Below are 23,467 nucleotides of genomic sequence, written 5' to 3' on the forward strand. Positions count from 1 at the left end.
ATTAACGATGCCTTTTTAATCAACTTAAAATGCAGCGGCCAACTGGCGTGGTTATTAACGTGTCGGGATATCAGTAATGCCCGCTTCCGGCAAATAATGGACGAATCCCCGCCATCTCTTGCTGTCATTGTGGGGGCAGCGGTGGCCGGGACCGGAACGGCGCCTTGCCGAAGGCGTTCATGTCAGAAAACTGACCTCACGGCTTGATGATGCCTGATACGTTCTGCGAATTTCCGGCGTGGGTGAGGAAGGTTAGGGTGCAAAATGTCCGCTTCATAATTCTATAGATGGCACCTGTCAGAATTTAATGTATCCTACTGAACTCATGTACTAGTCTAAAGGTTCAATCTATGTGCTTTTCCAATATTGACGAAGTTAGAGACCGTATTGATCAAATCGATAGTGAGTTGGTTAAATTAATAGCTCAGCGTGCAGGGTGTGTTAAAGCCGCTGCTGCGTTCAAAACCGATAGTACCGCCGTTCGTGCGCCGGATCGCGTAGAACAAGTCATCAGTAAGGTGCGTGAGAGAGCCGCGGAAATTGGACTTTCGAAAGTAATCATTGAAAAAGTCTACCGGAGCATGATTGATGCATTTATTGACTATGAGCTTAAGCAGCATGAACAATTGCAACAGGAAAAAGCCTGACACTGCGCGACATCAAAAATCGAAGCATTAGTGGTTGAGTATAAATATCTTCCAGGGTCCGCTTTTGGCACAAAGCGGACATTCATAGCCAGATAAGCGTATACGGGCGGTGCAAAACAGACCTCCTGAACGTTGCCCAGAACCGGCCCCGCCAGTCAGGACGGGGAACCAGAACGTTATGCCATCTGCGGGCGGGGTGCCCGAAACACCATCATGATCCCGAGCAGAATGGCGCCCATGCCCGCCACGCCTGACCAGGGCAGAGTGTTACCCAGCAGCAGGTAGTCCAGCACAGCCGTAATAACGGGCACCAGATAAAACAGACTGGTGACGTTAACAATGCTCCCGGCACTGAGCAGGCGGTAAAGCAGCAGCTGCGCCACCACGGAAATCAGCACGCCCAGAAACAGGACTGAGGTGAAAAAGGCCGGGGTATAGCTGACGTGAAAAACATCTGTGGGCAGCAGGCACACGCACAGCACCAGGCTTACCCCGTACTGCAGCGGAAGCACGTCAGCCGGAGACTGGCGGATTTTTTTCTGCATGATGGCACCAAACGTCATAAACAGCAGCGCCGCCAGGGCAAAGACAACGCCGGTTACGGGCAGATGTGACGCAGACAGGCTTCGCCAGACCAGCAGGATAAGCCCTGAAAGCGCCAGCATCAGTCCGGCCAGGCGTAGTCCCTGCATCCTGCGCTCAACGAGGCACAGCGTAAGTATGGGCTGAATACCCATAATGGTGGCAATCAGCCCGGGTGTGACGCCGTGCGCCATGGCCTGGAAGTAACACACCGAATAGCCGCCAATGAGCATCAGGCCGGTCAGAATAACCTGCCGGCGGGAGCCCTTTTCAGGCAGCCACCGGCGGCGAAAAATGCCGATGATCAACAGAGCTCCCAGCGCAATGGCAAAACGGAAAATAAGCAGGGCTAAGGGCGAGGCGTTATCCAGTCCCAGTCGGGTAAATATTGCGGCACAGCCCCAGAGCAGAACAAAACCCGATGTTGCGCCTTGCGAGGCAAAAGCTGATTTACTCAGTGGCATAAATTTGTAGGTCCTTTATCAATCCCGGGCAGCGACGGAATAGCGTTCAGTTGCCGAAAAGTTATCACCTCCGTTGTTATTACAAAAGCGTATGTTTAGCATGCAAAGCATGACCAATCCAGATGGTAAAGTTGCTATGGATATAAATATTCAAAAATACAAAGCCTTCCTGAAAGTCGTGGAGCTGGAAAGTTTTACCAGAGCGGCGGAAACGCTTTTTTATTCACAGTCCGGTATCAGCCGGATGATAAATGATCTGGAAAAAGAGTGGAGTGTCACGCTGTTTGAGCGTAGCCGGACGGGGGTGCGGCTGACTTCAGATGGCATTAAACTTCTGCCCTTTGCTAAAAATGTCTGTGAGGAGTATCAGAAGCTTCAGGCTGAGGTCGATGCGCTCAATGGGCTTCAGTCAGGGATTATCCGTATCGGCACCTTTTCCAGCGTGGCCACTCACTGGCTGCCCGGCATCTTAAAGGCTTTTCAGGAAGATTACCCCAACATCGATTTTGAGCTGCTGCTCGGGGACTACACAGAAATAGAAAGCTGGATAGCCGAAGGCCGGGTGGACTGCGGCTTCACCCGTTTACCTGCTTCGCCCGCTTTAGAAACTATTTTTCTTGAAAACGATGAATATCTGGTCGTTCTTCCTGAAGGACACGCCTTATCAGAATGTGACGTAATCCCACTTGCCTTATTATGTCAGGAGCCGTTTATACTGCTTGAAAAAGGAAAAAATAATGAAATATCAGAGATATTCAGAGCGGCCGGGCTCATGCCACGCGTAAAATTTACCCTGTGGGATGACTACGCCGTTATGACCATGGTGGAGAAAAACCTTGGCGTGGGTATTTTGCCTTCACTTATTCTCAGGAAGATTCCTTACAGTATCATTACCAGGAAAATCGACGTATCGCCCGGTCGCAAGATTGGCCTCGCTTTCAGGAACAGGAAAAGCGCTTCACGGGCCGTGCAGCAATTCATTGAATACCTCGACTACAGACATAAATAGTTATCTCAGCATGTCACGCTAAAAACAGCCTTATGGCCTGACGAACCTGGACATCTACTGACTGAAACCCTCCCGCTTATGCTGAAAAACAGCGCAAGCTCATAAGCAAATCCGCAGTAATGGCAATGACCTGTGACGCTATACTGCTCTGGCACAGCGCCCTGGCAGAATTCCCGTCATGATTTTCAACTGCAGTCCCGGCTGAATTGTAATCCGCTTCCAGGCCCTCCTTTCTGTACTTTTATATCCCTGTAAACAGCACATGGCTCGCCCCGTAACCGCAAATGAAAGATTTAACCTTTCATTTAATCTTTTATTTTGAAAGATTTTATAATCATTTTGTGATCGTTCCGTCTTTTATTGCTTTGTTTTTGATTTACCTTGTCGGTGCAGTGAATAAGAAAGCAAATCTGTTCTCTACGCGAAGGGGTTTTTAATGATTGAAAGCATCACACACGGAGCCGAGTGGTTTATCGGACTCTTTCAGAAGGGGGGAGAAGTCTTTACCGGCATGGTAACCGGCATTCTTCCGTTACTTATCAGCCTGCTGGTCGTCATGAATGCGCTGATCGTATTTGTCGGGCAGCGGCGTATTGAAGCGCTGGCACAGCGCTGCGCCGGCAATCCGGTCTCACGCTATCTGTTACTTCCGGTTATCGGCACCTTTGTTTTCTGTAATCCCATGACGCACAGCCTGGGCAGGTTCATGCCGGAAAAATACAAACCGAGCTATTACGCCGCCGCGTCCTACAGCTGTCACTCCATGAACGGGCTGTTCCCGCATATTAACCCGGGCGAGCTGTTTGTCTATCTGGGCATAGCCAACGGCCTGACCACGCTTGGCCTGCCGCTGGGGCCGCTGGCTGTGAGTTACCTGCTGGTCGGCGTGGTTACGAACTTTTTCAGGGGCTGGGTCACCGACCTTACCACCACCATTTTTGAAAGAAAGATGGGCGTACAACTCGACCGTCAGGTTCGTTTATAAGAACGGAGTAAAAGATGACTGACACCATTACCGTTAAAAAAGGCGAAAGTGGCTGGGGTGGCCCGCTCACAATCACCGTTACGCCCGGAAAAAAGATTGTTTACGTGACGGCAGGTACCCGACCGGCCATTGTTGACCGACTGAAAGAGCTGACCGGCTGGGAAGCTGTAGATGGTTTCAAAGAAGGAGAACCACCGGCAGAAGACATTGGCGTGGCAGTTATCGACTGTGGCGGCACGCTGCGCTGCGGTCTCTATCCCAAGCGACGTATTCCCACCATTAACATTCACGCCACCGGAAAATCCGGCCCGCTGGCGCAGTATATTCTTGAAGATATCTATGTGTCAGGCGTACGCCCGCAGGATATTCAGGCTGGTAGCAGCCCGCCTTTGCCTGCGGCTGAACAGCAGCCTGAGCCTGCACCGGCAGGTAAAGGGCGGGACTATGACACCAGTAAAAAAATCACTGAACAGAGTGACGGACTGCTCGCGAAAGTCGGCATGGGAATGGGATCGGTCGTGGCGGTTTTCTTTCAGGCCGGAAGGGAAACTATCGATACGGTGCTGAAAACCATTCTGCCCTTTATGGCGTTTGTCTCAGCCCTTATAGGGATCATCATGTCCTCCGGACTGGGCGATTTCATCGCGCATGGCCTGACGCCGCTGGCGAACAGCCCGATCGGACTGGTTACGCTGGCACTCATCTGTTCTTTCCCTCTGCTTTCGCCGTTTCTTGGCCCCGGTGCCGTTATTGCACAGGTCATTGGCGTGCTGGTAGGCGTACAGATAGGACAGGGGACTATCCCGCCGCATCTGGCCCTGCCGGCCCTGTTCGCCATTAACTCGCAGGCCGCCTGTGACTTTATTCCCGTCGGGCTGTCGATTGCGGAAGCCCGTCAGGAGACCGTTCGCGTAGGCGTGCCGTCCGTGCTGGTTGGACGTTTTCTCACCGGAGCGCCGTCCGTTCTTCTGGCGTGGGCCGTATCCGGCTTTATCTATCAGTAAATGCAGGAGCAGTTATGAAAACCATATATGAATCCACCTTTATTTCTGTCGGGCCCAGTGCGAACGAGTCGCTGGAAGATAACTTCATCATTACCTTTGGCGAAGGTGCTCCTCAGGACGTTGCGGAATATTGCTTTATTCACCGCACAGACGTGAATGACGGTGGTGAATTTGATGCCGGCTCCGTACTGGCTATCGGAGATCGGGAATACCCGGTTACGGCTGTAGGCGATGTGGCCCGTGAAAACTTGCGCGATCTTGGACATATCACCGTGCGGTTTGACGGTGCTGCGCAGGCAGAGTTTCCCGGCACCGTTCATGTCGCAGGCAGCGCGCCGGCGTCAATTGAACCGGGCCAGAAGTTTCGTATGTTGAGTGAATAATCAGGAGAACAAAATGGATCAGGTTGCTGTAGTCATCGGTGGTGGTCAGACGCTGGGTGCTTACCTGTGCGAGGGGCTGGCTGAGGCCGGCTATAAGGTGGCCGTTGCCGACCTTAATGAAGAAAACGCGAAGAAAATTGCCGGCACAATCAATGAGCGTCACGGTGCGGAACGCGCGCTGGCCTTCCGCGTGGATGCCACAAATGAGGAGAGCGTCATCGCGCTGGCTCGCCAGGTCGATGCCGGTTTCGGCCGGGCTGACGTGCTGGTTTACAGCGCAGGCATTGCCAAAGCCGCGCCAATTACTGAATTCGGGCTGGGAGATTTTGACCTGTCTCTTCAGGTAAATCTGGTGGGATATTTTCTCTGTGCCCGTGAGTTTTCGAAGCTGATGATCCGTGACGGGATAAAAGGCCGCATTATTCAGATTAACTCCAAGTCAGGCAAAGTCGGCAGCAAGCACAATTCCGGCTACAGCGCGGCCAAGTTCGGCGGCGTCGGGCTGACGCAGTCGCTGGCGCTGGACCTGGCTGAATATGGCATTACCGTTCACTCTCTGATGCTCGGCAACCTGCTGAAGTCACCGATGTTTCAGTCTCTGCTGCCGCAGTATGCGGAAAAACTGGGCATCCGTCCCGATCAGGTTGAACAGCATTATATTGACAAGGTGCCCCTGAAGCGTGGTTGCGACTATGAAGACGTGCTCAATGTACTGCTGTTCTACGCAAGCGATAAGGCGGCCTACTGCACCGGGCAGTCTATTAACATTACCGGCGGACAGGTTATGTTCTGACAGGCAAGTCGGCGGCGCAGGCTGCCGGCTTCAGAAGGAAAAAATATGGATCCTGTGAATTCCCTGATAGGTGTGGCAGCGCTGGCGTGGACGACGCAAATAGCCCTGGGCTGGCTGCAGATAAATCGTTTTAACCGGGCGCTTGCGTCGCTTTCCAGCAGCGGACGTGTACGGATAGGCCGCTCGGCGGGGCGCTTTAAACCCCGCGTCATCCTGGCGCTGGCCGTCAGTGACGAGGGCCGTATAACCGGTAACTTTGTCATGAAGGGTTTTACCGTGTTTTCCAGTCCGTATTCTGAAGAGCGACTGACCGGCAGCATGATGAATGAAATACGTCCTGAAGCGCTGTTTCCTGCAAATAAATCATTGCAGGAAGCGCTGGCATTAGCCATTTCAAATAAAAGATGATATCTTTCATTCTGAAAGAATATTCCTTTGCATCGCGAGTTAAGACGTCCGGGATGATGAGGAAGTTCAGAAACTGAAAGGACCTCTTTATGAAACCGATACAGCGACAGGCACAAATTCTTGAATACCTACAGCGAAATGGCCGTACTACCGTAGATGCGCTGATTGCCTATTTCAATACGACCGGAACCACTATTCGGAAGGATCTCACCCGGCTCCAGCAGGAAGGGGCAGTTATTCGGACCTACGGCGGCGTCATGCTGAACCGCGATGAGGGAGACCAGCCCATCGACAGAAAGACGCTCATTAACACGGAAAAGAAAAAGCGGATTGCCGCGCGCGCAGCTTCCCTTATCAGCGAAGGTGACTCGCTTATTTTTGATGCCGGCAGCACCGTGCTGCAAATGGTGCCGCACCTTGCGCGCTTCAACAATATCACCGTAATGACCAACAGCCTGAGCATCGTTAACGAGCTGGATGAACTGGATAATGACCAGGTCATACTCATGCCTGGCGGCACCTATCGCCGAACCTCGGCATCCTTTCACGGCAGCCTGGCAGAATCCGCATTCAGTCACTTCAGCTTCGACACGCTGTTTATTGGCGCAGATGGCGTGGATATGACGGCTGGCGTCACGACGTTCAATGAAGTGTTTGCCGTCAGCCAGGCGATGTGCCGGGCCGCAAAAAAAATCGTACTGCTTGTAGATTCATCCAAATTTGGCCGCCGCAGTCCGAACGTGGTGTGCAGCCTTGAGGCCGTCGATGTACTTATTACGGACGGAGATATATCCGATGACACGGTTACGCAGCTTCAGGAAAAAGGCATTGAAGTTATCATTGCCGGAGACGAATAGTTGATGAATAACGTAATACTCGATGCGGCCCGCGAGACGATTGAAACCGAGCTGCGTGAAGCTTCCCGCCTGACTGAGCGGCTGGACGAAGACTTTCGACAAGCCTGCGAACGCATTCATGCCTGTAGCGGAAAAGTGATTGTCAGCGGGATCGGAAAGTCAGGGCATATCGGACGTAAAATTGCGGCCACGCTTGCCAGTACCGGCACGCCAGCCTTTTATGTTCATCCTGCTGAGGCACTGCACGGCGACCTCGGCATGATTGCTGCCGGAGACACAGTTATCCTGATTTCTTACTCAGGTTACGCCGCAGAGTTCCGCCGCATGGTGCCTTTACTTAAGGCGCTTCCTGTCGTGATCGTCGCCTTTACCGGCAATCCGGCATCGCCGCTGGGTGAAGCCGCAGATCACTGCATTAATATTCACGTCAACAAAGAAGCCTGCCCGCTCGGGCTGGCCCCCACTTCCTCTGCCGTCAATACGCTGATTATGGGGGATGCCATGGCAATAGCCCTGATGCGGGCGCGCAATTTTAGTGAACAGGATTACGCCCGTACCCATCCTGCAGGCAGTCTTGGTACGCGGCTGCTGTGTCGGGTCGGCGATATTATGCGTACGGAAGCGAAGATCCCCCTGGTAAGCCAGTCTGCGACTGTTCATGACGCCCTGTTTGAGCTGACGCGTACCGGGCTGGGCCTTGTCGCCATAACAAACGAAGACCGCAGGCTGTCGGGAATATTTACTGACGGTGATTTGCGTCGATGGCTGCTGAAGGGGGGAACGCTCAGTGCGCCGGTTCAGGAGGCAATGACTTCGCCCGGCTTTACCTTATCGGCCGGTCAGTATGCGGCCGAGGCGCTGGCTTTATTTCAGGAGCGTAAAATATCCGCTGCCCCTGTAGTTTCTGAAACCGGCGAGGTTAACGGTGCAATCAATGCGCACGATATCAGAGATGCAGGCATCTGATTAAAAAAATCACGTTAGCACGGGTATATATTAATGTCCGTTTTGGCACGTTGCGGCCAAACGGGAGAAGGGCAGGTCGGCTTTAGCCAAAGCAGGCCCATCAGCTGGGCCTGAGCCAGAGATTATCGATGAAATAAATCAGAGGCGGCGTCAGGAGCCCCGGCCACTCACTTTTCAACATGACGCTTTCTATTTTCAGCCTCTGTGTCGGGCGCGTCACAGATAAATTTTACCGGCAAATCGCTTACGCCGTAAAAGCTGCCGATGCATCCCTTTCAGCTTTCGTTCGTCTGTTCCAGGCCTTTGATCAATGAAGCGAAGGCCGCAACCGCTTCAGTCTCATTCAGTCGCCCACGGGTAAGCGCAACGGACAGCGCTTCGCCCGCACCGACCAGACCGATGCAGCATGCATGTAGCGCCTCGGGCGTCATATTTACATGAGGTGTCAGAACGGTCACAAACATGGCAACACAATTGTCCAGCAGCTCCTGGAAAACCGCCGCCTTCTCTTCGCTCCCCGCCAGTGCCGCCCCTACTGCGTGAAACTCGTCCGTTTTGTCCGCGGCGCAGTGGATATAAGCACTCGCCAGTACCTGTACAGTTTCCTGAAAACTTCGGGATGTCGTGCTTATGGCCTCGGTAAACCGCCTGATCCGTTCTATATCAATCCACCTGTACAGCTCAATCAGCAGTGCCGAGCGAGTCGGGAAGTGATCATAAACCACGGGTTTCGAAACGCCGGCACGTACAGCCAGATGTCCCAGAGTCAGCCGATCCGCATTTTCCTCTCGCACGATCAGCAGCGCGGTATCGAGAAGTTGTTGTCGCCGTGCTGCCTTCGATAGCCTTCGCGCAGGCGCCCTGCCTGCCGGGACGTTATTTTCTTTCATTTTATTTCGCTCACTAAACCTACTAAAGGTAGCTTATGTTGATGTGTGGTGCTATCTTTCCTACTAATAGTAGCTTATCACAACCATGAGGAACCTCGCTTATGTCATTTGATTCTGTTCTTTTGCTGGGCGGTTCTGGAGCTATTGGCCGTCAGACTGCTCGGGCAATCCGCGCTACTTATCCTGATCTGCCCTTGCTGATAGGCGGACGCGACTTATCCAGGGCTCAGAACGCAGCGACAGAAATTGGCGGCGCGGAGGGTATAGCGATCGATAGCGCCTGCGCAGACCTGGGACTCGGCGCGCGAAAAGTCAGTGCGGTGGTCGTCCTCTATAAGGACCATTCGCTTGCCGCACTCCGTTTTGCTCAGTCACGGGGCGTTCCACATCTGAGTATTTCTTCTGGCGTGTTCGAAATTGCTCCAGAAATCGCAAGCTTTATGAATGCCCCGAGAGCGTCTGCGGTGGTGCTGGGTTATGAATGGCTGGTGGGTGCCACAACGGTTCCTGCGCTTCATCTGAGCAGGTCGTTCAGCCAGGTAGATGAAATCCGTATTGGCGCTTTAGTCGATGAGGAAGATGTTGGCGGGCCTGCGGTCGCCGTTGATTTCGAACATCTGAATCACTTCCTGCCCGCAGCGCTCACGCGCAGGGCTGGCGCCTATATATGGCGCGAGGGCAATGATGCCAGGACAACATTCCCGGCACTTGACGGCACCGAAATCGACGCTACAGGCTTCTCGTCAATTGACGTTGTGGGACTGGCATCAGCCACTGGCGCGCACAGCGTCCAGTTTGACCTGGGCACGGGTGTCAGCTCAAGCCGGCGTAGCGGCGGAACATTCTCGACCGAAATCATTATTGCTATGTCGGGTTTGGATCGGGCTGGAGAGGTTCTTCATACCCGACATGCGGTAGTACATCCGTATGGTGCAGCCCCATTGACAGGTATGGGAATTGCCTTGCTTCTTGAGCGACTGATTGGACTGGATGGAAAGCCACCGGTTGCGCCAGGCCTCTACTTTCCTTATCAGATTCTGGATGCGTCGCACTATTTAGCGCGGCTCGCAGAAGAGGGAGGAGAGCTTCTGGAAATACCGTTGTCACAGGTGTCAGCATCAAAGTCATAGCGGGCAGGTTTGTCGATACCTGTTTTTACTGAATGTTCCGCCTGCGGCGCTGCGAGGCGATATTGTGGTCTGGGTCAGTTGCGCGTTCATGAGCGGGATGTCCCTTATCCGTCCTTCGCCTTGCACGTCGCGCTATGCCATTTCCGCTTCTTTGCTGCCTTTCTTGCCTGCCGTCCTTCGTTGTGGATCCTGGCTTAACCTGCTCCCCAAATCATTGATCCACTATACTGACCATTGCAGTTGCAATTTATCTACGAGGTTACGCACGGTTAATGACCTGGCACCAACCTTATCCCTGTCTATCTGGAGAGCAATATGCAAAAGAGTAAAACCTTGAAAGGGCTGCTGGCCGCATCGGCAGTCGCAGCGATGTTCAACACTGTTGGCGTGCAAGCCCAGACGCCGACGAGCGCGGCCGCAAGCCAGACCGAATCGAGCGCCAGGCTCAGCGCCGGCGACGAAAAAGCGCTGAAGGACATGGCGCAGGCCAATATCAATGAAATTGCCGCCGCCAAGATCGCGCTGAGCAAGGCCGAAAGCAGCGACGTCAAAGCATATGCCCAGAAGATGGTCGAAGACCATGGCGGCGCCTTAAGTAAAGTACAGACGGTCGCCCAGCAAAAGGGCGTGACACTGCCAACTGATCCGGACGCCAGCCACAAGGCCATGGCCGCCGAGCTGGAAAAGCAGAGCGGCGCCGCCTTTGACAAGATGTATATGGAAAACGCCGGTACCAAAGATCACAAAATGGTGCTGTCGAGGCTGCAGAGTGACGCCACTAACATCAAAGACCCAGATGTGAAGGCGCTGGCCGACGCGCACACGCCGGTCGTTGAGCAGCACCTGAAGTCCGCTCAGCAGATGTCGATGCAGTGAGGCACGTCAGCCGATAAGTAAACAAGCCTTTTGGTGGGCGGATCGTCCGCCAGAAGCGAACGTGCAGCTGTCCTGAGGCTGATACAGCCTGCTTTCAGGCGCTGTACGTTCCGCCCTGTAAAAGGTGTATGACTCAGGCATCGGGGCCGGTCAGCGTAGCCCTCACATGAGGAAGACTCTGCGGATAATTTTGCTGAATAAATTCAATCATTTTTTCCCGCACGTGACAGCGTAGATCCCAGGCCGTAGGGGAATTCTGCGCCGTCATCAACATTCTGATCGTCATCGTTTTTTCAGTGGTATCGGTCACCTGAAGCACCTGAGTTTGTTGATCCCAGAGTTTTGTTTCGCTGAGCACTTTTTCAAAGTGTTTGCGGAGAGGCTCTAACGGCATGGAATAATCAAGATAAAGAAAAACAGAGCCTAAAATTTGGGCATTGTTACGCGTCCAGTTTTGGAAAGGATTTTCTGTAAAGTAAGTAATCGGCAAGACCAGTCGGCGCAGGTCCCAGAGACGCACCACAACATACGTCAGGTTTATCTCCTCAATCCAGCCCCATTCTTTTTCAACCACCACAGCATCATCGATTTTTATTGGTTGCGTAAAAGCTATCTGAATTCCGGCAAACAAGTTGACCAGCGACTTCTGTAGCGCAAATCCAATGATTATTCCGGCAACCCCGGCGCCGGCCAGGATAGTCGTGCCGAATTTTCGAACCCCAGGGAAACTGAGCAGAATCAGAGAAAGGCAGAGCGTCACGAGTACAACAATAGCGACTTTTTTAACATACATTATCTGAGTGCGAATTTTGCGGGCACGAAGATTATTGGAGATATTAATGTCATAACGTATAAAAAGCATATCCTGAGCAACATTGATCAATCGAATCAGGACTGAGCAAAAGGATAATATAATAAACATATTAACAGTTGCTCTAATAAAGCTAAGCGATTCAGGTTGGATGTTGACATAACTCACCCCCAACCTTATTAACAACAGGGGGATAAAAAGAAACATCGATCCACGAAGATGTTTTTCAAGAGATTTGAACAGTTTTTTGTCATGACTCTGCCAGTAACGGATGAACTGGAGAAGTATAAATCGCGTTAAAAAACCCACGGCGAGCGAGAGCGTGACGAGCAATACAGCAGGCACCCATGCTGGCGCGCCAGATAACTCACCAAATAACAAAGGCATTATTTCTCCTTACTATTCTGCCGGAAACCTCGTTGTTGAAAAAAGTCTGAGCCGCGTACTGACAGGGCGGCTAGTCAGTATCGCGCGTTATACTTTTGATAATGCTGGAAACAAGCACGGCTGTTGTTCTCTCATCATCTAAATCCGAATCGTAAATGGTCACGGTCATGCCACAACAGCTCCCGGAATGTGCCCGTCATAAAGCGGATTGAGACCAAGATTAGACGGGACAAGGATTATTTTCTTCATCATCAATCCGGCGGCTGGCTGGTGAACGTCTACAGTAACTAAAATTGTTCGCAGAGTAACCCTTCCGATAAAAAGATCGCCGCCCGGCCTGAAACCGGCAAGCAAACCGGAAGGGTACTTTTAGCCCCGGGCATGACGAAAAGGCCCTTCAAAAGTACGCCTTGTTTGTTCGGGCGTTCATTTTACTGCGCGCCAGCATGACTCAGAGTTGCGCTATCGCTTTCCATTAAAATCGCGCCTCAGATAAGATGATAGATAACTATCAATTGAGGTGAGATAAATGAAAAAAATTTCCATGACTGATATCGCCAGAGAGGCTGGCGTTGGCGTCGCAACGGTCGATCGTGTCTTAAACGGTCGGGCGTCAGTTCGCCAGGAGACCAGACAAAAAGTGTTAAAAGCAGCGGAACGACTGGGATACCGGGCGGGACTGCTGCAAGTTCTCTCCAGAGACGACAAGCCAGACGCCGTTCCGGCGCGTACAGGTTTTATGCTGCTGTCAAAAGATCACTCTTTTTACGCCCCTTTTGCAGAAGAACTGAGACACTTCGCCCGTACCACCTTTCAGAATGAGCCTGAATTTTTATGGCTCGATATTGATGATGTAGAAAGCGTGGCCGCCTCGCTGGAATCGCTGGCGCAGCGGGTGGATATCATTGGCCTGGTTGCGCTTGATCATCCGTTGATACGCCATACTATCAAGAAAATCACCGCTGCCGGCGTCTGTGTTTACGCGCTTTTTTCCGATTTTTCACCGTGCGGACATTCAGGCTATATCGGCCTGGATAATCAAAAAGCCGGACGCACGGCCGGCTGGTTTGCCGATCGGCTGTTACAGCAAAACGAGGTTATCGGCATCCTGTTGGGCGATCATCGCTTCAACTGCCAGGAAAGTTGTGAAATTAGCTTTCGTTCTTATCTGCGTGAAAAAAACAGGGGGTATACCGTGCTGGAGCCTTTGAAAACGCATGAAAGCGTTGAAGGAGGTTATACGGCCGCGAAGCGTCTGCTTAGTCAACACAAGGATTTGTCAATGATCTACGCCCCATGCGGCGGGATTGAGGGCGTCCTTAACGCTCTCAGAGAAAGTGGCCGGAAAGAGATAAAACTGCTTTGCCATGGACCGATTGTGGAAGGCGAGCTGGCGCTGATTGAAAGCCATATTGAGGTAATGTTTCGACATCGCCTTGATGCGATCGCCGCAACGGTTATCGACGTCTTTGCCCGTAAAATGCGCGACCGTGACGTCAATCCGGTGCATATCACTTTGCCTTTTGATGTGGTCACGCGTGAAAACATCTAAACCGCAACGCTGACGTGTTAAAACAGTATTTTTGATAGGAAAATATCATTTATTGATGCAATAAAATCATAATCGGCATCAAAAAATGAAATTTTCATTGTTGTTGAGAGTGAAACTTTTGTTTGATACTGCGTGCACTTCATACTGCAGGGGAAGAGCATGTCGGTATCACAAACGCGTCATAATATCGCTTATGTTATGGGGATCTGCTGTGTAGCCGCGCTGGGCGGGCTGCTGCTCGGCTACGACTCATCGGTTATTTCGGGCGCCATAGAGCCGCTGAGCCACCATTATCAACTCTCTCCGGCGGAAACCGGCTGGGCGGTATCCAACGTCATCATTGGATGCGTTGTGGGATGTCTGATAGCCGGTCAGATCGCCGACCGCTATGGACGGAAAAAGACGCTGCTTGTGACGGCACTGCTTTTCGTCGCTTCTGTCGCGGGTACCGCTCTGGCGCCTGAATTTGGAATATTTGTACTGTTTCGCATGATTGGCGGACTGGGCATAGGCATGGCCTCGGTGGTATCGCCAGTTTATATTGCCGAAGTGGCGCCGAAAGATTACCGCGGGCGCGCCATGACGATGCATATGATCTGCTGCGTGGGCGGCCAGGTGCTGGTGTTGCTGACCAACTATTTGATTGTCAGAGACGCAACGCCCGCATGGCTCAACGATGCCGGATGGCGCTGGATGCTGGGATCTGCCTTTGTCCCATGCCTGCTGTTTTTTCTCTTCATTAGCTTTATTCCCGAATCTCCGCGCTGGAACGTCATGGCCGGACACGACGATCGGGCGCTGAAAACCCTGACCCGCATTTCATCTGCCGCGCATGCCGAAAATGTGCTGCGCGAGATTAAAACCTCTCTGCGATCTGAAACGCACGCTACCCACGCGAATGAGCGGCTGCGATTTAATAAACGCACGTTGATTTTCCTCGTCATTGGCGTTGGCCTGACGCTGTTCAATCAGCTAACAGGCATCAATGTCATTCAATACTTTGGGCCCTCTCTGCTCAGGAACGTGACCGGCAGCATGGAGGAGGCGATGTTCATGACCATTTGGCTGGCGGTGATGCAATTTGTCGGCGTGATAGTCGGTATGGCTTTGATTGATCGGGTTGGACGCACCCGGCTGCTTTCAGTGGGCTCATGGGGAGCGGCGCTCTGCCTCATCCTTACCTTTATCTCTTTCTATAGCGGCATGAAAGGCGTGGCGTCAGTCATCGGGCTGTTTGGGTTCATGTTCATTTTTGGCGCGACCTGGGCGCAGGTTGTCTGGACCGTTATCGGCGAAATTTTTCCCACCCGACTGCGGGCGGCGGGGATGGGATTTTCAATCAGCGCGATGTGGACCGCTAATTTTCTGGTCAGCCAGAGTTTCCCGATGATGAATGAAAATTCCTGGCTGACGGCGCATTTCGGCGGCGGTTTCCCCTGCTGATTTTCGCCGTCTGCTGCCTGATTTCATGGTGGTTCGTGCGCAAGTACCTGCCTGAAACCAAAGGCGTCGCGCTGGAAAATATGGAACGTCTCGTGCTTGGCCACTTTGCCCTGACGAGGCGTAAAGAAGCTCCTCCTGTCGTACAACCTGATGAGAAAACCTCATGACAATACTTATCGCTAATGCGCCCTGTAGCTGGGGCGTGGATGACCCCAGTAATCCCTGGCTGCCCTCCTGGCAAAAGGTTCTGCATGAAGCTGCGCTGGCTGGCTACAAAAGTATCGAGCTGGGTCCATGGGGCTATCTGCCGATACAGGCGGATGAACTGACGGCGGCGTTGAATCAGCACCAGCTCTCGCTGGTTGCCGGCACCATTTTTGACGATTTGGTCAGTGAAGCTCATTTTCCGGCGCTGGTAAAGCTGACGCATGATATTTGCCGTAACCTCAAAGCCGCGCCCGGTGCTGAGAAAACGCATGGCGAAAATAAGCCGGCGCCTTATCTGGTCATTATTGATTTTGGTAATCCGGCGCGCGCCGCCCTGGCGGGACAGCCTGCAAAAGCGCCTCGCCTCTCTTCCGCAGACTGGCAAACCATGATGAAGCACATTGTTATTCTCAGCGACATCGCATGGAAAGAATATGGCGTGCGTCCGGTGATACATCCTCATGCCGGCGGATGTATCGAATATGAGGATGAGCTGGCACAGCTGGTTCAGGATATTCCTCATTCGGTCGCCGGTCTCTGCCTTGATACCGGCCATCTCTATTACTCCGGCATGAACCCGATCGCGGCGCTCGATAAATACTGGGACCGCATCGATTATCTTCACTTTAAGGATATCAATGCGCAGATCTGGCAAGAGGTGATTGCCGAAGAGGTGGATTTTTTCTCTGCCTGCGCCCGTGGCGTCATGTGCCCGCTTGGAAGCGGGGCGATTGATTATCCGCAAATATATCAATTCTTGCGTCAGCGCCATTATCGGGGCTGGATCACGATTGAGCAGGAAAGGGATCCGCGCAATGCGGACACCAGCCTGCGCGACGTAACGGCAAGCCTGCGCTATCTGCAGTCGGTAGGTTTCTGAGGAGAACAAAATGATTAACGGCATTAAACCGCTCGAATATTCGCTGCGCTGGGGCATGGTCGGCGGCGGCGGAACCAGCCAGATTGGCTATATCCATCGTTCAGCCGCGCTGCGGGACAACACCTTTACGCTGGTGGCAGGCGCCTTTGATATCGATGCCGAACGCGGACAGGCGTTCGGCGCCGCGCTCGGCGTACAGACTGAACGCTGTTATCCCGACTACGAAAGCCTGTTTGCTGCGGAAGCGGCCCGTGCAGACGGCATTCAGGCGGTTTCGGTTGCGACGCCTAACAACACGCATTTTGCCATTTGCCGGGCGGCGTTAATGGCCGGTCTGCATGTGGTATGCGAAAAACCGCTCTGCTTTACCGCGCAGGAAGCCGATGAGCTTGAGCGTCTCAGCATAGAAAAAAACAAGATTATCGGCGTGGCATACGGATATGCCGGTCATCAACTGATTCATCAGGCGCGGGAAATGATTGCCGCGGGCGAGCTGGGCGACATCCGGATCGTTAATATGCAGTTCGCCCATGGCTTTCATCATGAGGCCGTAGAGATGAAGAACCCGAGCACCCGCTGGCGCGTCGATCCCCGTTTTGCCGGGCCCAGCTATGTGCTGGGCGATCTGGCTACGCATCCTTTATTTATCGCCGAAACCATGGTGCCAGGCCTGCAGGTCAAACGCCTGCTGTGCGCACGCCAGAGCTTTGTCGAAAGCAGGGCGCCGCTGGAAGATAACGCTTACGTGCTGATGGAGTTTGATAAAGGCATAGTGGGAAGCATGTGGGTTTCCGCAGTGAACTGCGGCTCGATGCACGGTCAAAAAATTCGGGTCGTGGGCTCCAGAGCGAGCCTCGAATGGTGGGATGAGCAGCCGAATCAGCTGCGCTATGAAGTGCAGGGCGAGCCTGTGCGCATACTTGAACGGGGCATGGATTATCTCCATCCGCGCGCGCTTGAGGATGACCGTATCGGAGGCGGACATCCCGAAGGGTTGTTTGAAGCCTGGTCAAACCTGTACCGACGCTTCGCGCTGGCGATGGATGCCACCGATCGTCATGATACCGCGTTCCTCAGCAACTTCTGGTATCCCGATGTTCATGCCGGCCTGAGCGGGGTGCGCTGGGTAGAACATTGCGTTCGCTCGGCAGAGGCCGGCTCCGTATGGGTAGAGTGCTGAGAGGAAGGAGGCATAACTGCCTCCAAATCTTTTCGCACCGGGAGAAACGGTGGCGATAAGGAAAGCGCGTCCTTATCGCCAGGCCTGTCACCACTCGACGCAAATTTTTCCCAGATGGGCGCCGCTTTGCTGGTAAGCAAAGGCTTCGCTAAGCGCCTCATATTTAAAGGTACGATCAATCACCGGCTTCCTGTTCATGACCTCCAGCGCTTTGACAAAATCAGTCTGGTCCTGACGGCTTGCCACAATCACGCCCTTAATCTGTACCTGCTTCGCCAGAAGGGAAAGGATGGACACGGCGGCCTCATCGCCTGAAAGAATGCCGATCTGCGCAATATGACCGCCGACTTTGACGGATTTCAGGGATTCATGCAGGGTTGCCGGGCCGCCCACTTCCACTACGTGATCCACGCCAAACCCCTGCGTCAGTTCGAGAACTTTATCGCCCCATTCAGGCGTCGTTTTGTAATTGATGGTTTCATCAGCGCCCAGTTCCCGCACAACGGCGAGCTTTTCATCAGAGGAGGAGGTGGCAATGACTCTGGCTCCCATCGCTTTAGCAATCTGCAGGGCCGCGATAGAGACGCCGCCGGTGCCCTGAACCAGCACCGTTTCGCCTGCTTTAAGCTGGCCATCTGTCACGAGCGCGCGCCAGGCCGTCAGGGCTGAAGTGGTGATGGTCGCGGATTCGGTATGGCTCCATCCTTTCGGCGCGTGGGTAAAGGCATTTTCAGGACGTACGACATATTCACTGGCCATGCCATCAATGCCGTCGCCGGGCGTATGGGCAAAGCCGCCTACCGCAGGCGTAGGTTTGCCTGCCGGCCACACAGGGAAAAAGGTGGAGACCACATGATCGCCTACGCTGAACGCTTCAACGCCTTCTCCCACTTCCTCCACAACGCCCGCACCATCTGACAGCAAGATCCGGCCATCCTGGGTAGGAAAGTGTCCGCTTGCAACGATTAAATCGTGATAGTTCAGGGAGCTGGCTTTTATGGCAACCCGAATTTCGCCTTTGCCGGGCCTGCCCGGGTCGGCAATCTCTGACACGATGATGTTTTCCAGACCGCCGGGCGCCTTGAGCGTTACTGCTTTCATTATGCGTCTCCTGTAAGAGCGTAAGTTGATGTACTAACCGGTCGACTAACTTAAATCATAGGGCCACTTTGTGAAAGACGGTCTTTTTTCTTACCGGGATAGAGTAGGGTTGCGGTGAAAAACCGCGGCCTGAAGCTGATGGGCAGTAGCCCCGCCTGAACGCACTGGCGGACCTGCCTCAGGCGCAAACGCTGTGTGTTAGTGAGCAGAGAAAAGGGCAGGGCGATATCTCTTATAATCGCCCATCCATTAATGTATTTTGGGCTGCCATACCGACCGATTGCTGTGTAGGCACCTGCTGCACCGCTTCCGGCTCTGTTTTCCAGACGGGAAATAGTGGCTTATGATAGGCTCGCAATGATTTTATTACCTCATCAACAACTTGCTTGAGACAATCCAAAAATGGAAACAATTGAATGGTCCGATTTTCTGAAGGTCGAGCTTCGCGTTGGGCGCATTATTGCTGCTGAAGCGTTTCCCGAAGCGAGAAAGCCAGCATACAGACTAAAAATCGATTTCGGCCCTGAAATCGGTATTCGCAAATCCAGCGCGCAGATTACAGCGCTTTATTCGCCAGAAGAGCTTATCGGAAAGCAGGTCGTCGCGGTCGTTAATTTCCCGGAAAAGCAGATTGGCCCTATCATGTCCCAGTGCCTGGTCACCGGGTTTCACGATGCTTCTGGAAACGTCAGCCTCTGCGTGCCAGAGCATGAGGTACCGCTTGGTACCAGGCTTATGTAAACACGACTGCATGGGACGAGTACGATCATGGAGAGGTCGCAGGATAAAATCGCGTTTGCGAGGCGAAATGCCGAAATGCGAAGCACTCAAAGAGCTTACTCCCGGTAGAAAATCGTCGTTGCAGGTACGTCTTACCATAGGGCGATGCGTTGCTCGTCCTTTCATGGCTCGCTATATGGCACCCGCGCGGCTTGCCCGCGCTTGCCATGCATCGCCATCAGTTTTCTTTCTACCAGGGATAGGCTCTAGGAACTGAGTTGTAGCGTATCGGCGAACTGGAGGTAATATTGCTCGATGAGTTTCTGTCCATTGGCTGGGGAAAACAGATACAGCCGCATGAGCCCCTCAAAAACGAGAGACAGGCGCGCTGTAACGGCCTCAGGATTGAGCTCGCCAGATACCTGACCGCTTTGCTGGGCCGCGCGTATCAAGTTTTGAACACTGTTGATCAGGCCAGACTCCGAATCGCGAAGAAGTTCGGCGACATGTGCGTTGCGCGCACCTTCGCTGGCGATCTCGGCACGTAAAACTGCCACTGCGTGTCCCTCGGGTGTGAGGAAGATATCTGCCAGGAGTTCTTCAATCGCCTTGCGACTGAAATCGGTAGTCCAGAAACGGCTTATCAGATCGTGATGTCGCTGCAGGTCGAGTTCGATAAGCGCAATGATGAGGGCTTCCTTGCTCGGGAAGTACTGGTAGATGTTCGCAATGCTGACTCCTGCAGCCGCGCTGATCTCGGAAATGGATGAGGCGTGAAACCCGCGTTGTATAAAGCAGTTGCGGGCTCCGTTGAGGATCTGGGTCATGCGTTCTTCACGCGCATGCTCATTTACTGGACGCCCACGCTGGGGCTTGCTTGCACCCGTTTTCATTATCACAATATATCCCATTCAGTAAAACAAGGATGACACCAGTAGGGTGTCATCCTCAGTTTGCAGGTAAAGCTGGCGACATAGTGGACGGCTGTCGATGCGAGGCGATAAACGTCAGAGTAACGTCGGCGTTGCCTCAACGCTCGCATATACCTTAATTTCCTGGAACTGCCCAATCGCACACGGCCCGCAGAGGACGCCGATACCACTTTGCTTGAAGCCGCTCTGTTCGAAGTGCTCGGACATGACGCCCCAGCAGTTTATCCAGATATGGCCGGCCTGGATAGCTTTGCCGACTCGTCGGCAGCGCGCCGTGTCGCTTGAGAACACCGAGGCGGCGAGACCGAATTCGGTAGCGTTTGCGCGCATGATTGCGTCGGCCTCGTCTTCAAAAATTTCAAAAGTCTGGACTGGCCCAAAGATCTCGTTCTGGATGACACAGGTATCCAGGTCCTGTACTTCGATCAGGCTGGGGCGGTAGAAAGCGCCTGCGGCCAGAGGGCCCTCATCGACTGGGCCGCCGCGCAACAGGATATTTGCATAGGATTCTGCTTCGGCGACCACGGCATCGACGCGTCGAACACTGGCTTTATCGATCAGAGGACCAAGCTGCGCCTGAGGATCCTCGCTTTCGCCGAGCCGAACGTTTTGATAAGCCTCAATCAGCGCGGCGCGCAATCGGTCGGCAATGCCACGCTGGATCAGCACGCGCGAACCGGTGCAGCAGAACTGGCCATTCATCGCGACCAAAGCCATGACGATCTGTGGTACCACGACATCAAGGTTGGCATCATCGAATACGACCAGTGGTGCCTTGCCGCCCAGTTCCAGGTTTAGCCGCTTGAGCGTTTTGGCGCCGTTGGCAGCAATGATGCGGCCCACCCTGGTGCTGCCGGTATAGCTGATCATGTTCACCTGGGGGGAATCGACCAGCATGGAGGCGCCGATACTCCCGGTTTCCGTGATCACGTTTAGTACACCCGGCGGCAGCGATTTGACTGCTGCGATTGCCTGGGCAAACAGTGCATTGGTAAGCGCGGTTTGATGCGGTAGTTTCAGCACTACCGTGCATCCGGCAGCCAGTGCGGGAGCAACAGCGCGCACTGACAGGATGATCGGCGAGTTCCAGGGCGAGATCACCCCCACAACGCCAAGAGGTTCAGGATCGGAATGAAAGTGCACTCCTGGTGCGGCCTCAAGGGCACGCCCTCCGGTCTGTAGCAGCGCGGTGGCGGCGCCATAACGCAGCCAATCCACCGTCAATGCCAGTTCCCACTGGGTTTGTGCCAGCAGTTTTCCCCCTTCACGGGCGAGCTGAATGGCCATTTCGTCCATTCGTATGGCGACCTCGTCGGCTAACTCGAACAGGGCGCGAGAGCGCAGCGAGCGCTCTCTGGACCAACTGGTCGTGTCGAAAGCAGTGCGAGCGGCCTCGATCGCCTGGCGCGCTTCGTCAGGGCCGATGTCCAGGTAGTTGCCCAGCGGCTGACCGGTCGAAGGGCTGACCGCCTGTTTGATCTTGCCTCCGTTATTCCATTTGCCGTTGATCCAGTTCTTCGCAGCTTCGGTCAAATTCGAGCGTTCCATGATATTTCCTCTAAGGGTATCCCGCGGATTGATAGATGCAGACACGGAGCGGGTAATCCTTGGTCTGATCGTTTGACGCCGAAGCTAGAAGCTGTTCGCTGGCTTCGCATTTAATTTAAAAGTAAGTGATCGCTTATATAAATGCAAACGTTATTTTTGCGCGGAGTGTGCAGACATTATGGGGATGACTTGATGGTGTGGACGAGACCTGTCTCAATGAACATGGCACGAACAATCATGATCCCGAGGCGGTTGCTCAGCTCTTTTGCTGCACAACCTGAGGTGCAATGAAACTGTCCCTGGAAGCCATCGTCCAGATCAAGCCGTACATCGTTGGTTCAGCTTAACGGGCCGACGTCCGGTTGCAGGTGCGGTAACCTCATCGCGGTTCTCCGGTCATTTGCGGCTGGCGAAACGATAGAAAGGCGCGCGGGATAAACGTAACCGTTTTAATGAGGGTAAACCCTCAAAGCCCGGCCGGGAGAGGATGAAGAAGGAAAAGGAAGAAATCTGGCCGCCCCGTTTGAAATAGCGCGTCGTCTGGTGAAAAGGCACGCTGTTGAGCTGGCGGGAGAACTTAAAGACCGCCAGCGTTTGAAAGCGCTCCGTCGACGCATCGCGCAGCCGGGCGCCAGCGCCTGAAATGCGCAAGCGGGAAGAGAAAGGCGCTAATGACCAACGGAGCGGGCCGTCAGTAAATCGTGTGACGAGTCAGACGCCCCAGCCGAGGCGCGCCTTAATGCCGCGCCGGTAGGGCGTATCAATCTGCGTCGGCACCTGCTCAAGATAGTGGCGCGCATGGTCGCGCTTTTCACCCTGCAGTTCGCTGAGATAGGCTACCGCATCGTCAAGCGTCGGGATCAGCCCTTCACTGTACGCGATGCGCGGCGGAAGCGCCGTCCAGATCACCGCGTCGATCTGCCGCGCCTGCGCCCACTCCGCCAGCGGGCCGGTCGCCGACCCCTGCGTTATCAACGCGCCGATGCCATCTGATCGTTCTTCCGGGATCTGTTCGCGCTGGCGCAGCGCGTCACACGCCTGTTCCAGCGTATCCACTGCCAGCTTTGTCCAGAATACCGGCACCAGGAGCGCATTAATGCAGACGGCGGTCGCCAGTTCGCCGCTGTCGCCAATGCGGGAAAATTCGATCGGCAGAGAAGGGCCATCAGCGTGCCAGTCACCGCTCACTGGCAATGCGTCGGGCTTCCATAACAGCGAGCCCCAGCCTAAGCATGCGATATTCATATTTTTATATCCTGCGTTGTGAGTTATTCGTCCTGTTTGCATCGTTCAAAAGCGCCCTCGATCTGATCATAGAACGTACCGCAAAGAGTACCAGGCGCTGCCGGGGGCGTTTCGTTAACTTTTATTAACAAAAGCGCGGGCAAGGCAGTCAATTGCTATGGTCGAACAAATAAAGCAGCGGTTATTAAATCTATCGCTTTAATAGGTTATTTCTTAAATCAGGAGGTTTCTTTCGGTATTGGTTTAACAAAGACGAGCAAGCCTGACAGCGGAAAAATCTGCTATCGTCGGTTAAAAAAGCGGTTAGCGTCATGAAAATAGCGGGCGCTAAGGCCAGAAGAAAAGAGAGCGGCAGATCAGAGTCGTTACTAACAAATGATAATAGTTATTATCCTTATTTGCTTTCTGCATAAACACCTTCCAGGCTTGATCAGGCATTTCCACCCATCAAGCGAGAGAGGAGGATT

The 23,467-nt window shown here is 53.5% G+C and carries 23 protein-coding genes; 16 read left to right on the forward strand and 7 right to left on the reverse strand.

Translation table 11 applies throughout. The features are described from left to right. Positions 1-350: 350 nt before the first annotated feature. Positions 351-647, forward strand: coding sequence for a chorismate mutase (locus C2E16_RS08740; RefSeq protein WP_084969966.1), 297 nt, complete (start codon positions 351-353; stop codon positions 645-647). 176 nt (positions 648-823) lie between these two features. Here C2E16_RS08740 and C2E16_RS08745 read toward each other — a convergent pair whose 3' ends face one another. After that, positions 824-1,693 carry a DMT family transporter gene (locus tag C2E16_RS08745; protein WP_038626629.1) on the reverse strand — a complete coding sequence of 290 codons (870 nt, stop codon included), beginning with the start codon at positions 1,691-1,693 and terminating at the stop codon, positions 824-826. A gap of 100 nt (positions 1,694-1,793) precedes the next feature. On the opposite strand from C2E16_RS08745, the gene C2E16_RS08750 reads away from it, so the two are divergent. From C2E16_RS08750 to C2E16_RS08785, 8 genes are all read left to right on the forward strand, one after another. After that, positions 1,794-2,702, forward strand: a complete 909-nt coding sequence (locus C2E16_RS08750) for a LysR family transcriptional regulator (RefSeq protein WP_244555251.1) — start codon at positions 1,794-1,796, stop codon at positions 2,700-2,702. Positions 2,703-3,138: 436 nt separating this feature from the next. After that, positions 3,139-3,687, forward strand: a complete 549-nt coding sequence (gene srlA / locus C2E16_RS08755; RefSeq protein WP_038626627.1) for a PTS glucitol/sorbitol transporter subunit IIC — start codon at positions 3,139-3,141, stop codon at positions 3,685-3,687. A gap of 14 nt (positions 3,688-3,701) precedes the next feature. Next, positions 3,702-4,691 (forward strand): PTS glucitol/sorbitol transporter subunit IIB, encoded by a 990-nt coding sequence (gene srlE / locus C2E16_RS08760; protein ID WP_104951473.1) that lies wholly within the window; start codon positions 3,702-3,704, stop codon positions 4,689-4,691. Positions 4,692-4,705: 14 nt separating this feature from the next. Next, positions 4,706-5,074: a PTS glucitol/sorbitol transporter subunit IIA gene (locus C2E16_RS08765; protein ID WP_038626622.1), complete on the forward strand. Its 369-nt coding sequence runs from the start codon at positions 4,706-4,708 to the stop codon at positions 5,072-5,074. A 13-nt stretch (positions 5,075-5,087) separates the two neighbouring features. Beyond that, positions 5,088-5,867: a sorbitol-6-phosphate dehydrogenase gene (gene srlD / locus C2E16_RS08770; RefSeq protein ID WP_038626621.1), complete on the forward strand. Its 780-nt coding sequence runs from the start codon at positions 5,088-5,090 to the stop codon at positions 5,865-5,867. Positions 5,868-5,912: 45 nt separating this feature from the next. After that, entirely contained in the window at positions 5,913-6,275 is a 363-nt protein-coding gene (gene gutM, locus C2E16_RS08775) for a transcriptional regulator GutM (RefSeq protein ID WP_038626620.1), read from the forward strand. A gap of 89 nt (positions 6,276-6,364) precedes the next feature. Next, positions 6,365-7,132, forward strand: a complete 768-nt coding sequence (gene srlR / locus C2E16_RS08780) for a glucitol operon DNA-binding transcriptional repressor SrlR (RefSeq protein WP_038626618.1) — start codon at positions 6,365-6,367, stop codon at positions 7,130-7,132. Between the two features lie 3 nt (positions 7,133-7,135). Further along, the gene (locus C2E16_RS08785) at positions 7,136-8,098 is read left to right on the forward strand and encodes a KpsF/GutQ family sugar-phosphate isomerase (protein ID WP_038626617.1); all 963 of its coding nucleotides are present in this window, start codon (positions 7,136-7,138) and stop codon (positions 8,096-8,098) included. Between the two features lie 275 nt (positions 8,099-8,373). Here C2E16_RS08785 and C2E16_RS08790 read toward each other — a convergent pair whose 3' ends face one another. Next, positions 8,374-8,988, reverse strand: coding sequence for a TetR/AcrR family transcriptional regulator (locus tag C2E16_RS08790; RefSeq protein ID WP_081981811.1), 615 nt, complete (start codon positions 8,986-8,988; stop codon positions 8,374-8,376). Positions 8,989-9,089: 101 nt separating this feature from the next. On the opposite strand from C2E16_RS08790, the gene C2E16_RS08795 reads away from it, so the two are divergent. Next, entirely contained in the window at positions 9,090-10,118 is a 1,029-nt protein-coding gene (locus tag C2E16_RS08795) for a saccharopine dehydrogenase (RefSeq protein WP_084969967.1), read from the forward strand. 315 nt (positions 10,119-10,433) lie between these two features. After that, a complete protein-coding gene (locus C2E16_RS08800; protein ID WP_038626616.1) occupies positions 10,434-10,994 on the forward strand; it encodes a DUF4142 domain-containing protein in 561 nt (186 codons plus the stop codon). A 133-nt stretch (positions 10,995-11,127) separates the two neighbouring features. On the opposite strand, the gene C2E16_RS08805 is transcribed toward C2E16_RS08800, so the two are convergent. Further along, positions 11,128-12,192 carry a mechanosensitive ion channel family protein gene (locus C2E16_RS08805; RefSeq protein WP_084969968.1) on the reverse strand — a complete coding sequence of 355 codons (1,065 nt, stop codon included), beginning with the start codon at positions 12,190-12,192 and terminating at the stop codon, positions 11,128-11,130. A gap of 529 nt (positions 12,193-12,721) precedes the next feature. On the opposite strand from C2E16_RS08805, the gene C2E16_RS08810 reads away from it, so the two are divergent. The 4 genes from C2E16_RS08810 to C2E16_RS08825 all read left to right on the forward strand — a co-directional run bounded on the left by C2E16_RS08810 (position 12,722) and on the right by C2E16_RS08825 (position 17,454). Then, positions 12,722-13,744, forward strand: a complete 1,023-nt coding sequence (locus C2E16_RS08810; RefSeq protein ID WP_104951474.1) for a LacI family DNA-binding transcriptional regulator — start codon at positions 12,722-12,724, stop codon at positions 13,742-13,744. Positions 13,745-13,903: 159 nt separating this feature from the next. Continuing rightward, positions 13,904-15,187: a sugar porter family MFS transporter gene (locus C2E16_RS08815; RefSeq protein WP_257152264.1), complete on the forward strand. Its 1,284-nt coding sequence runs from the start codon at positions 13,904-13,906 to the stop codon at positions 15,185-15,187. 163 nt (positions 15,188-15,350) lie between these two features. Next, complete coding sequence (locus C2E16_RS08820) at positions 15,351-16,274, forward strand: TIM barrel protein (RefSeq protein ID WP_084969970.1); 924 nt, start codon at positions 15,351-15,353, stop codon at positions 16,272-16,274. A 10-nt stretch (positions 16,275-16,284) separates the two neighbouring features. Beyond that, the gene (locus tag C2E16_RS08825) at positions 16,285-17,454 is read left to right on the forward strand and encodes a Gfo/Idh/MocA family protein (RefSeq protein ID WP_084969971.1); all 1,170 of its coding nucleotides are present in this window, start codon (positions 16,285-16,287) and stop codon (positions 17,452-17,454) included. Positions 17,455-17,541: 87 nt separating this feature from the next. On the opposite strand, the gene C2E16_RS08830 is transcribed toward C2E16_RS08825, so the two are convergent. Further along, complete coding sequence (locus C2E16_RS08830) at positions 17,542-18,555, reverse strand: zinc-dependent alcohol dehydrogenase family protein (RefSeq protein WP_084969972.1); 1,014 nt, start codon at positions 18,553-18,555, stop codon at positions 17,542-17,544. Positions 18,556-18,957: 402 nt separating this feature from the next. Between C2E16_RS08830 and C2E16_RS08835 the strand changes: the two genes are divergently transcribed. Then, complete coding sequence (locus tag C2E16_RS08835) at positions 18,958-19,296, forward strand: tRNA-binding protein (RefSeq protein WP_084969973.1); 339 nt, start codon at positions 18,958-18,960, stop codon at positions 19,294-19,296. Positions 19,297-19,541: 245 nt separating this feature from the next. Here C2E16_RS08835 and C2E16_RS08840 read toward each other — a convergent pair whose 3' ends face one another. The 3 genes from C2E16_RS08840 to C2E16_RS08855 form a co-directional block, all read right to left on the reverse strand. Beyond that, positions 19,542-20,102, reverse strand: a complete 561-nt coding sequence (locus tag C2E16_RS08840; protein WP_159378811.1) for a TetR/AcrR family transcriptional regulator — start codon at positions 20,100-20,102, stop codon at positions 19,542-19,544. Between the two features lie 180 nt (positions 20,103-20,282). Beyond that, a complete protein-coding gene (locus C2E16_RS08845; RefSeq protein ID WP_084969975.1) occupies positions 20,283-21,755 on the reverse strand; it encodes an aldehyde dehydrogenase family protein in 1,473 nt (490 codons plus the stop codon). A gap of 711 nt (positions 21,756-22,466) precedes the next feature. Beyond that, positions 22,467-23,000 (reverse strand): hypothetical protein, encoded by a 534-nt coding sequence (locus tag C2E16_RS08855; RefSeq protein WP_084969977.1) that lies wholly within the window; start codon positions 22,998-23,000, stop codon positions 22,467-22,469. Between the last annotated feature and the right edge of the window lie 467 nt (positions 23,001-23,467).

The sequence above is a fragment of the Mixta calida genome, from assembly GCF_002953215.1.
Taxonomy (GTDB): Bacteria; Pseudomonadota; Gammaproteobacteria; order Enterobacterales; family Enterobacteriaceae; genus Mixta; species Mixta calida.

What these genes read in the sequence shown, in the direction of transcription:
- C2E16_RS08805 (WP_084969968.1), bottom strand. Translation starts at nt 12,192, where the DNA reads ATGCCTTTGTTATTTGGTGAGTTATCTGGCGCGCCAGCATGGGTGCCT.
- C2E16_RS08815 (WP_257152264.1), top strand. Translation starts at nt 13,904, where the DNA reads ATGTCGGTATCACAAACGCGTCATAATATCGCTTATGTTATGGGGATC.
- C2E16_RS08855 (WP_084969977.1), bottom strand. Translation starts at nt 23,000, where the DNA reads ATGAATATCGCATGCTTAGGCTGGGGCTCGCTGTTATGGAAGCCCGAC.
- C2E16_RS08830 (WP_084969972.1), bottom strand. Translation starts at nt 18,555, where the DNA reads ATGAAAGCAGTAACGCTCAAGGCGCCCGGCGGTCTGGAAAACATCATC.
- C2E16_RS08745 (WP_038626629.1), bottom strand. Translation starts at nt 1,693, where the DNA reads ATGCCACTGAGTAAATCAGCTTTTGCCTCGCAAGGCGCAACATCGGGT.
- gutM (WP_038626620.1), top strand. Translation starts at nt 5,913, where the DNA reads ATGGATCCTGTGAATTCCCTGATAGGTGTGGCAGCGCTGGCGTGGACG.
- C2E16_RS08800 (WP_038626616.1), top strand. Translation starts at nt 10,434, where the DNA reads ATGCAAAAGAGTAAAACCTTGAAAGGGCTGCTGGCCGCATCGGCAGTC.
- C2E16_RS08820 (WP_084969970.1), top strand. Translation starts at nt 15,351, where the DNA reads ATGACAATACTTATCGCTAATGCGCCCTGTAGCTGGGGCGTGGATGAC.
- C2E16_RS08825 (WP_084969971.1), top strand. Translation starts at nt 16,285, where the DNA reads ATGATTAACGGCATTAAACCGCTCGAATATTCGCTGCGCTGGGGCATG.
- srlA (WP_038626627.1), top strand. Translation starts at nt 3,139, where the DNA reads ATGATTGAAAGCATCACACACGGAGCCGAGTGGTTTATCGGACTCTTT.
- C2E16_RS08795 (WP_084969967.1), top strand. Translation starts at nt 9,090, where the DNA reads ATGTCATTTGATTCTGTTCTTTTGCTGGGCGGTTCTGGAGCTATTGGC.
- srlE (WP_104951473.1), top strand. Translation starts at nt 3,702, where the DNA reads ATGACTGACACCATTACCGTTAAAAAAGGCGAAAGTGGCTGGGGTGGC.
- srlD (WP_038626621.1), top strand. Translation starts at nt 5,088, where the DNA reads ATGGATCAGGTTGCTGTAGTCATCGGTGGTGGTCAGACGCTGGGTGCT.
- C2E16_RS08840 (WP_159378811.1), bottom strand. Translation starts at nt 20,102, where the DNA reads ATGACCCAGATCCTCAACGGAGCCCGCAACTGCTTTATACAACGCGGG.
- C2E16_RS08765 (WP_038626622.1), top strand. Translation starts at nt 4,706, where the DNA reads ATGAAAACCATATATGAATCCACCTTTATTTCTGTCGGGCCCAGTGCG.
- C2E16_RS08845 (WP_084969975.1), bottom strand. Translation starts at nt 21,755, where the DNA reads ATGGAACGCTCGAATTTGACCGAAGCTGCGAAGAACTGGATCAACGGC.
- C2E16_RS08740 (WP_084969966.1), top strand. Translation starts at nt 351, where the DNA reads ATGTGCTTTTCCAATATTGACGAAGTTAGAGACCGTATTGATCAAATC.
- C2E16_RS08835 (WP_084969973.1), top strand. Translation starts at nt 18,958, where the DNA reads ATGGAAACAATTGAATGGTCCGATTTTCTGAAGGTCGAGCTTCGCGTT.
- C2E16_RS08810 (WP_104951474.1), top strand. Translation starts at nt 12,722, where the DNA reads ATGAAAAAAATTTCCATGACTGATATCGCCAGAGAGGCTGGCGTTGGC.
- srlR (WP_038626618.1), top strand. Translation starts at nt 6,365, where the DNA reads ATGAAACCGATACAGCGACAGGCACAAATTCTTGAATACCTACAGCGA.
- C2E16_RS08750 (WP_244555251.1), top strand. Translation starts at nt 1,794, where the DNA reads ATGCAAAGCATGACCAATCCAGATGGTAAAGTTGCTATGGATATAAAT.
- C2E16_RS08785 (WP_038626617.1), top strand. Translation starts at nt 7,136, where the DNA reads ATGAATAACGTAATACTCGATGCGGCCCGCGAGACGATTGAAACCGAG.
- C2E16_RS08790 (WP_081981811.1), bottom strand. Translation starts at nt 8,988, where the DNA reads ATGAAAGAAAATAACGTCCCGGCAGGCAGGGCGCCTGCGCGAAGGCTA.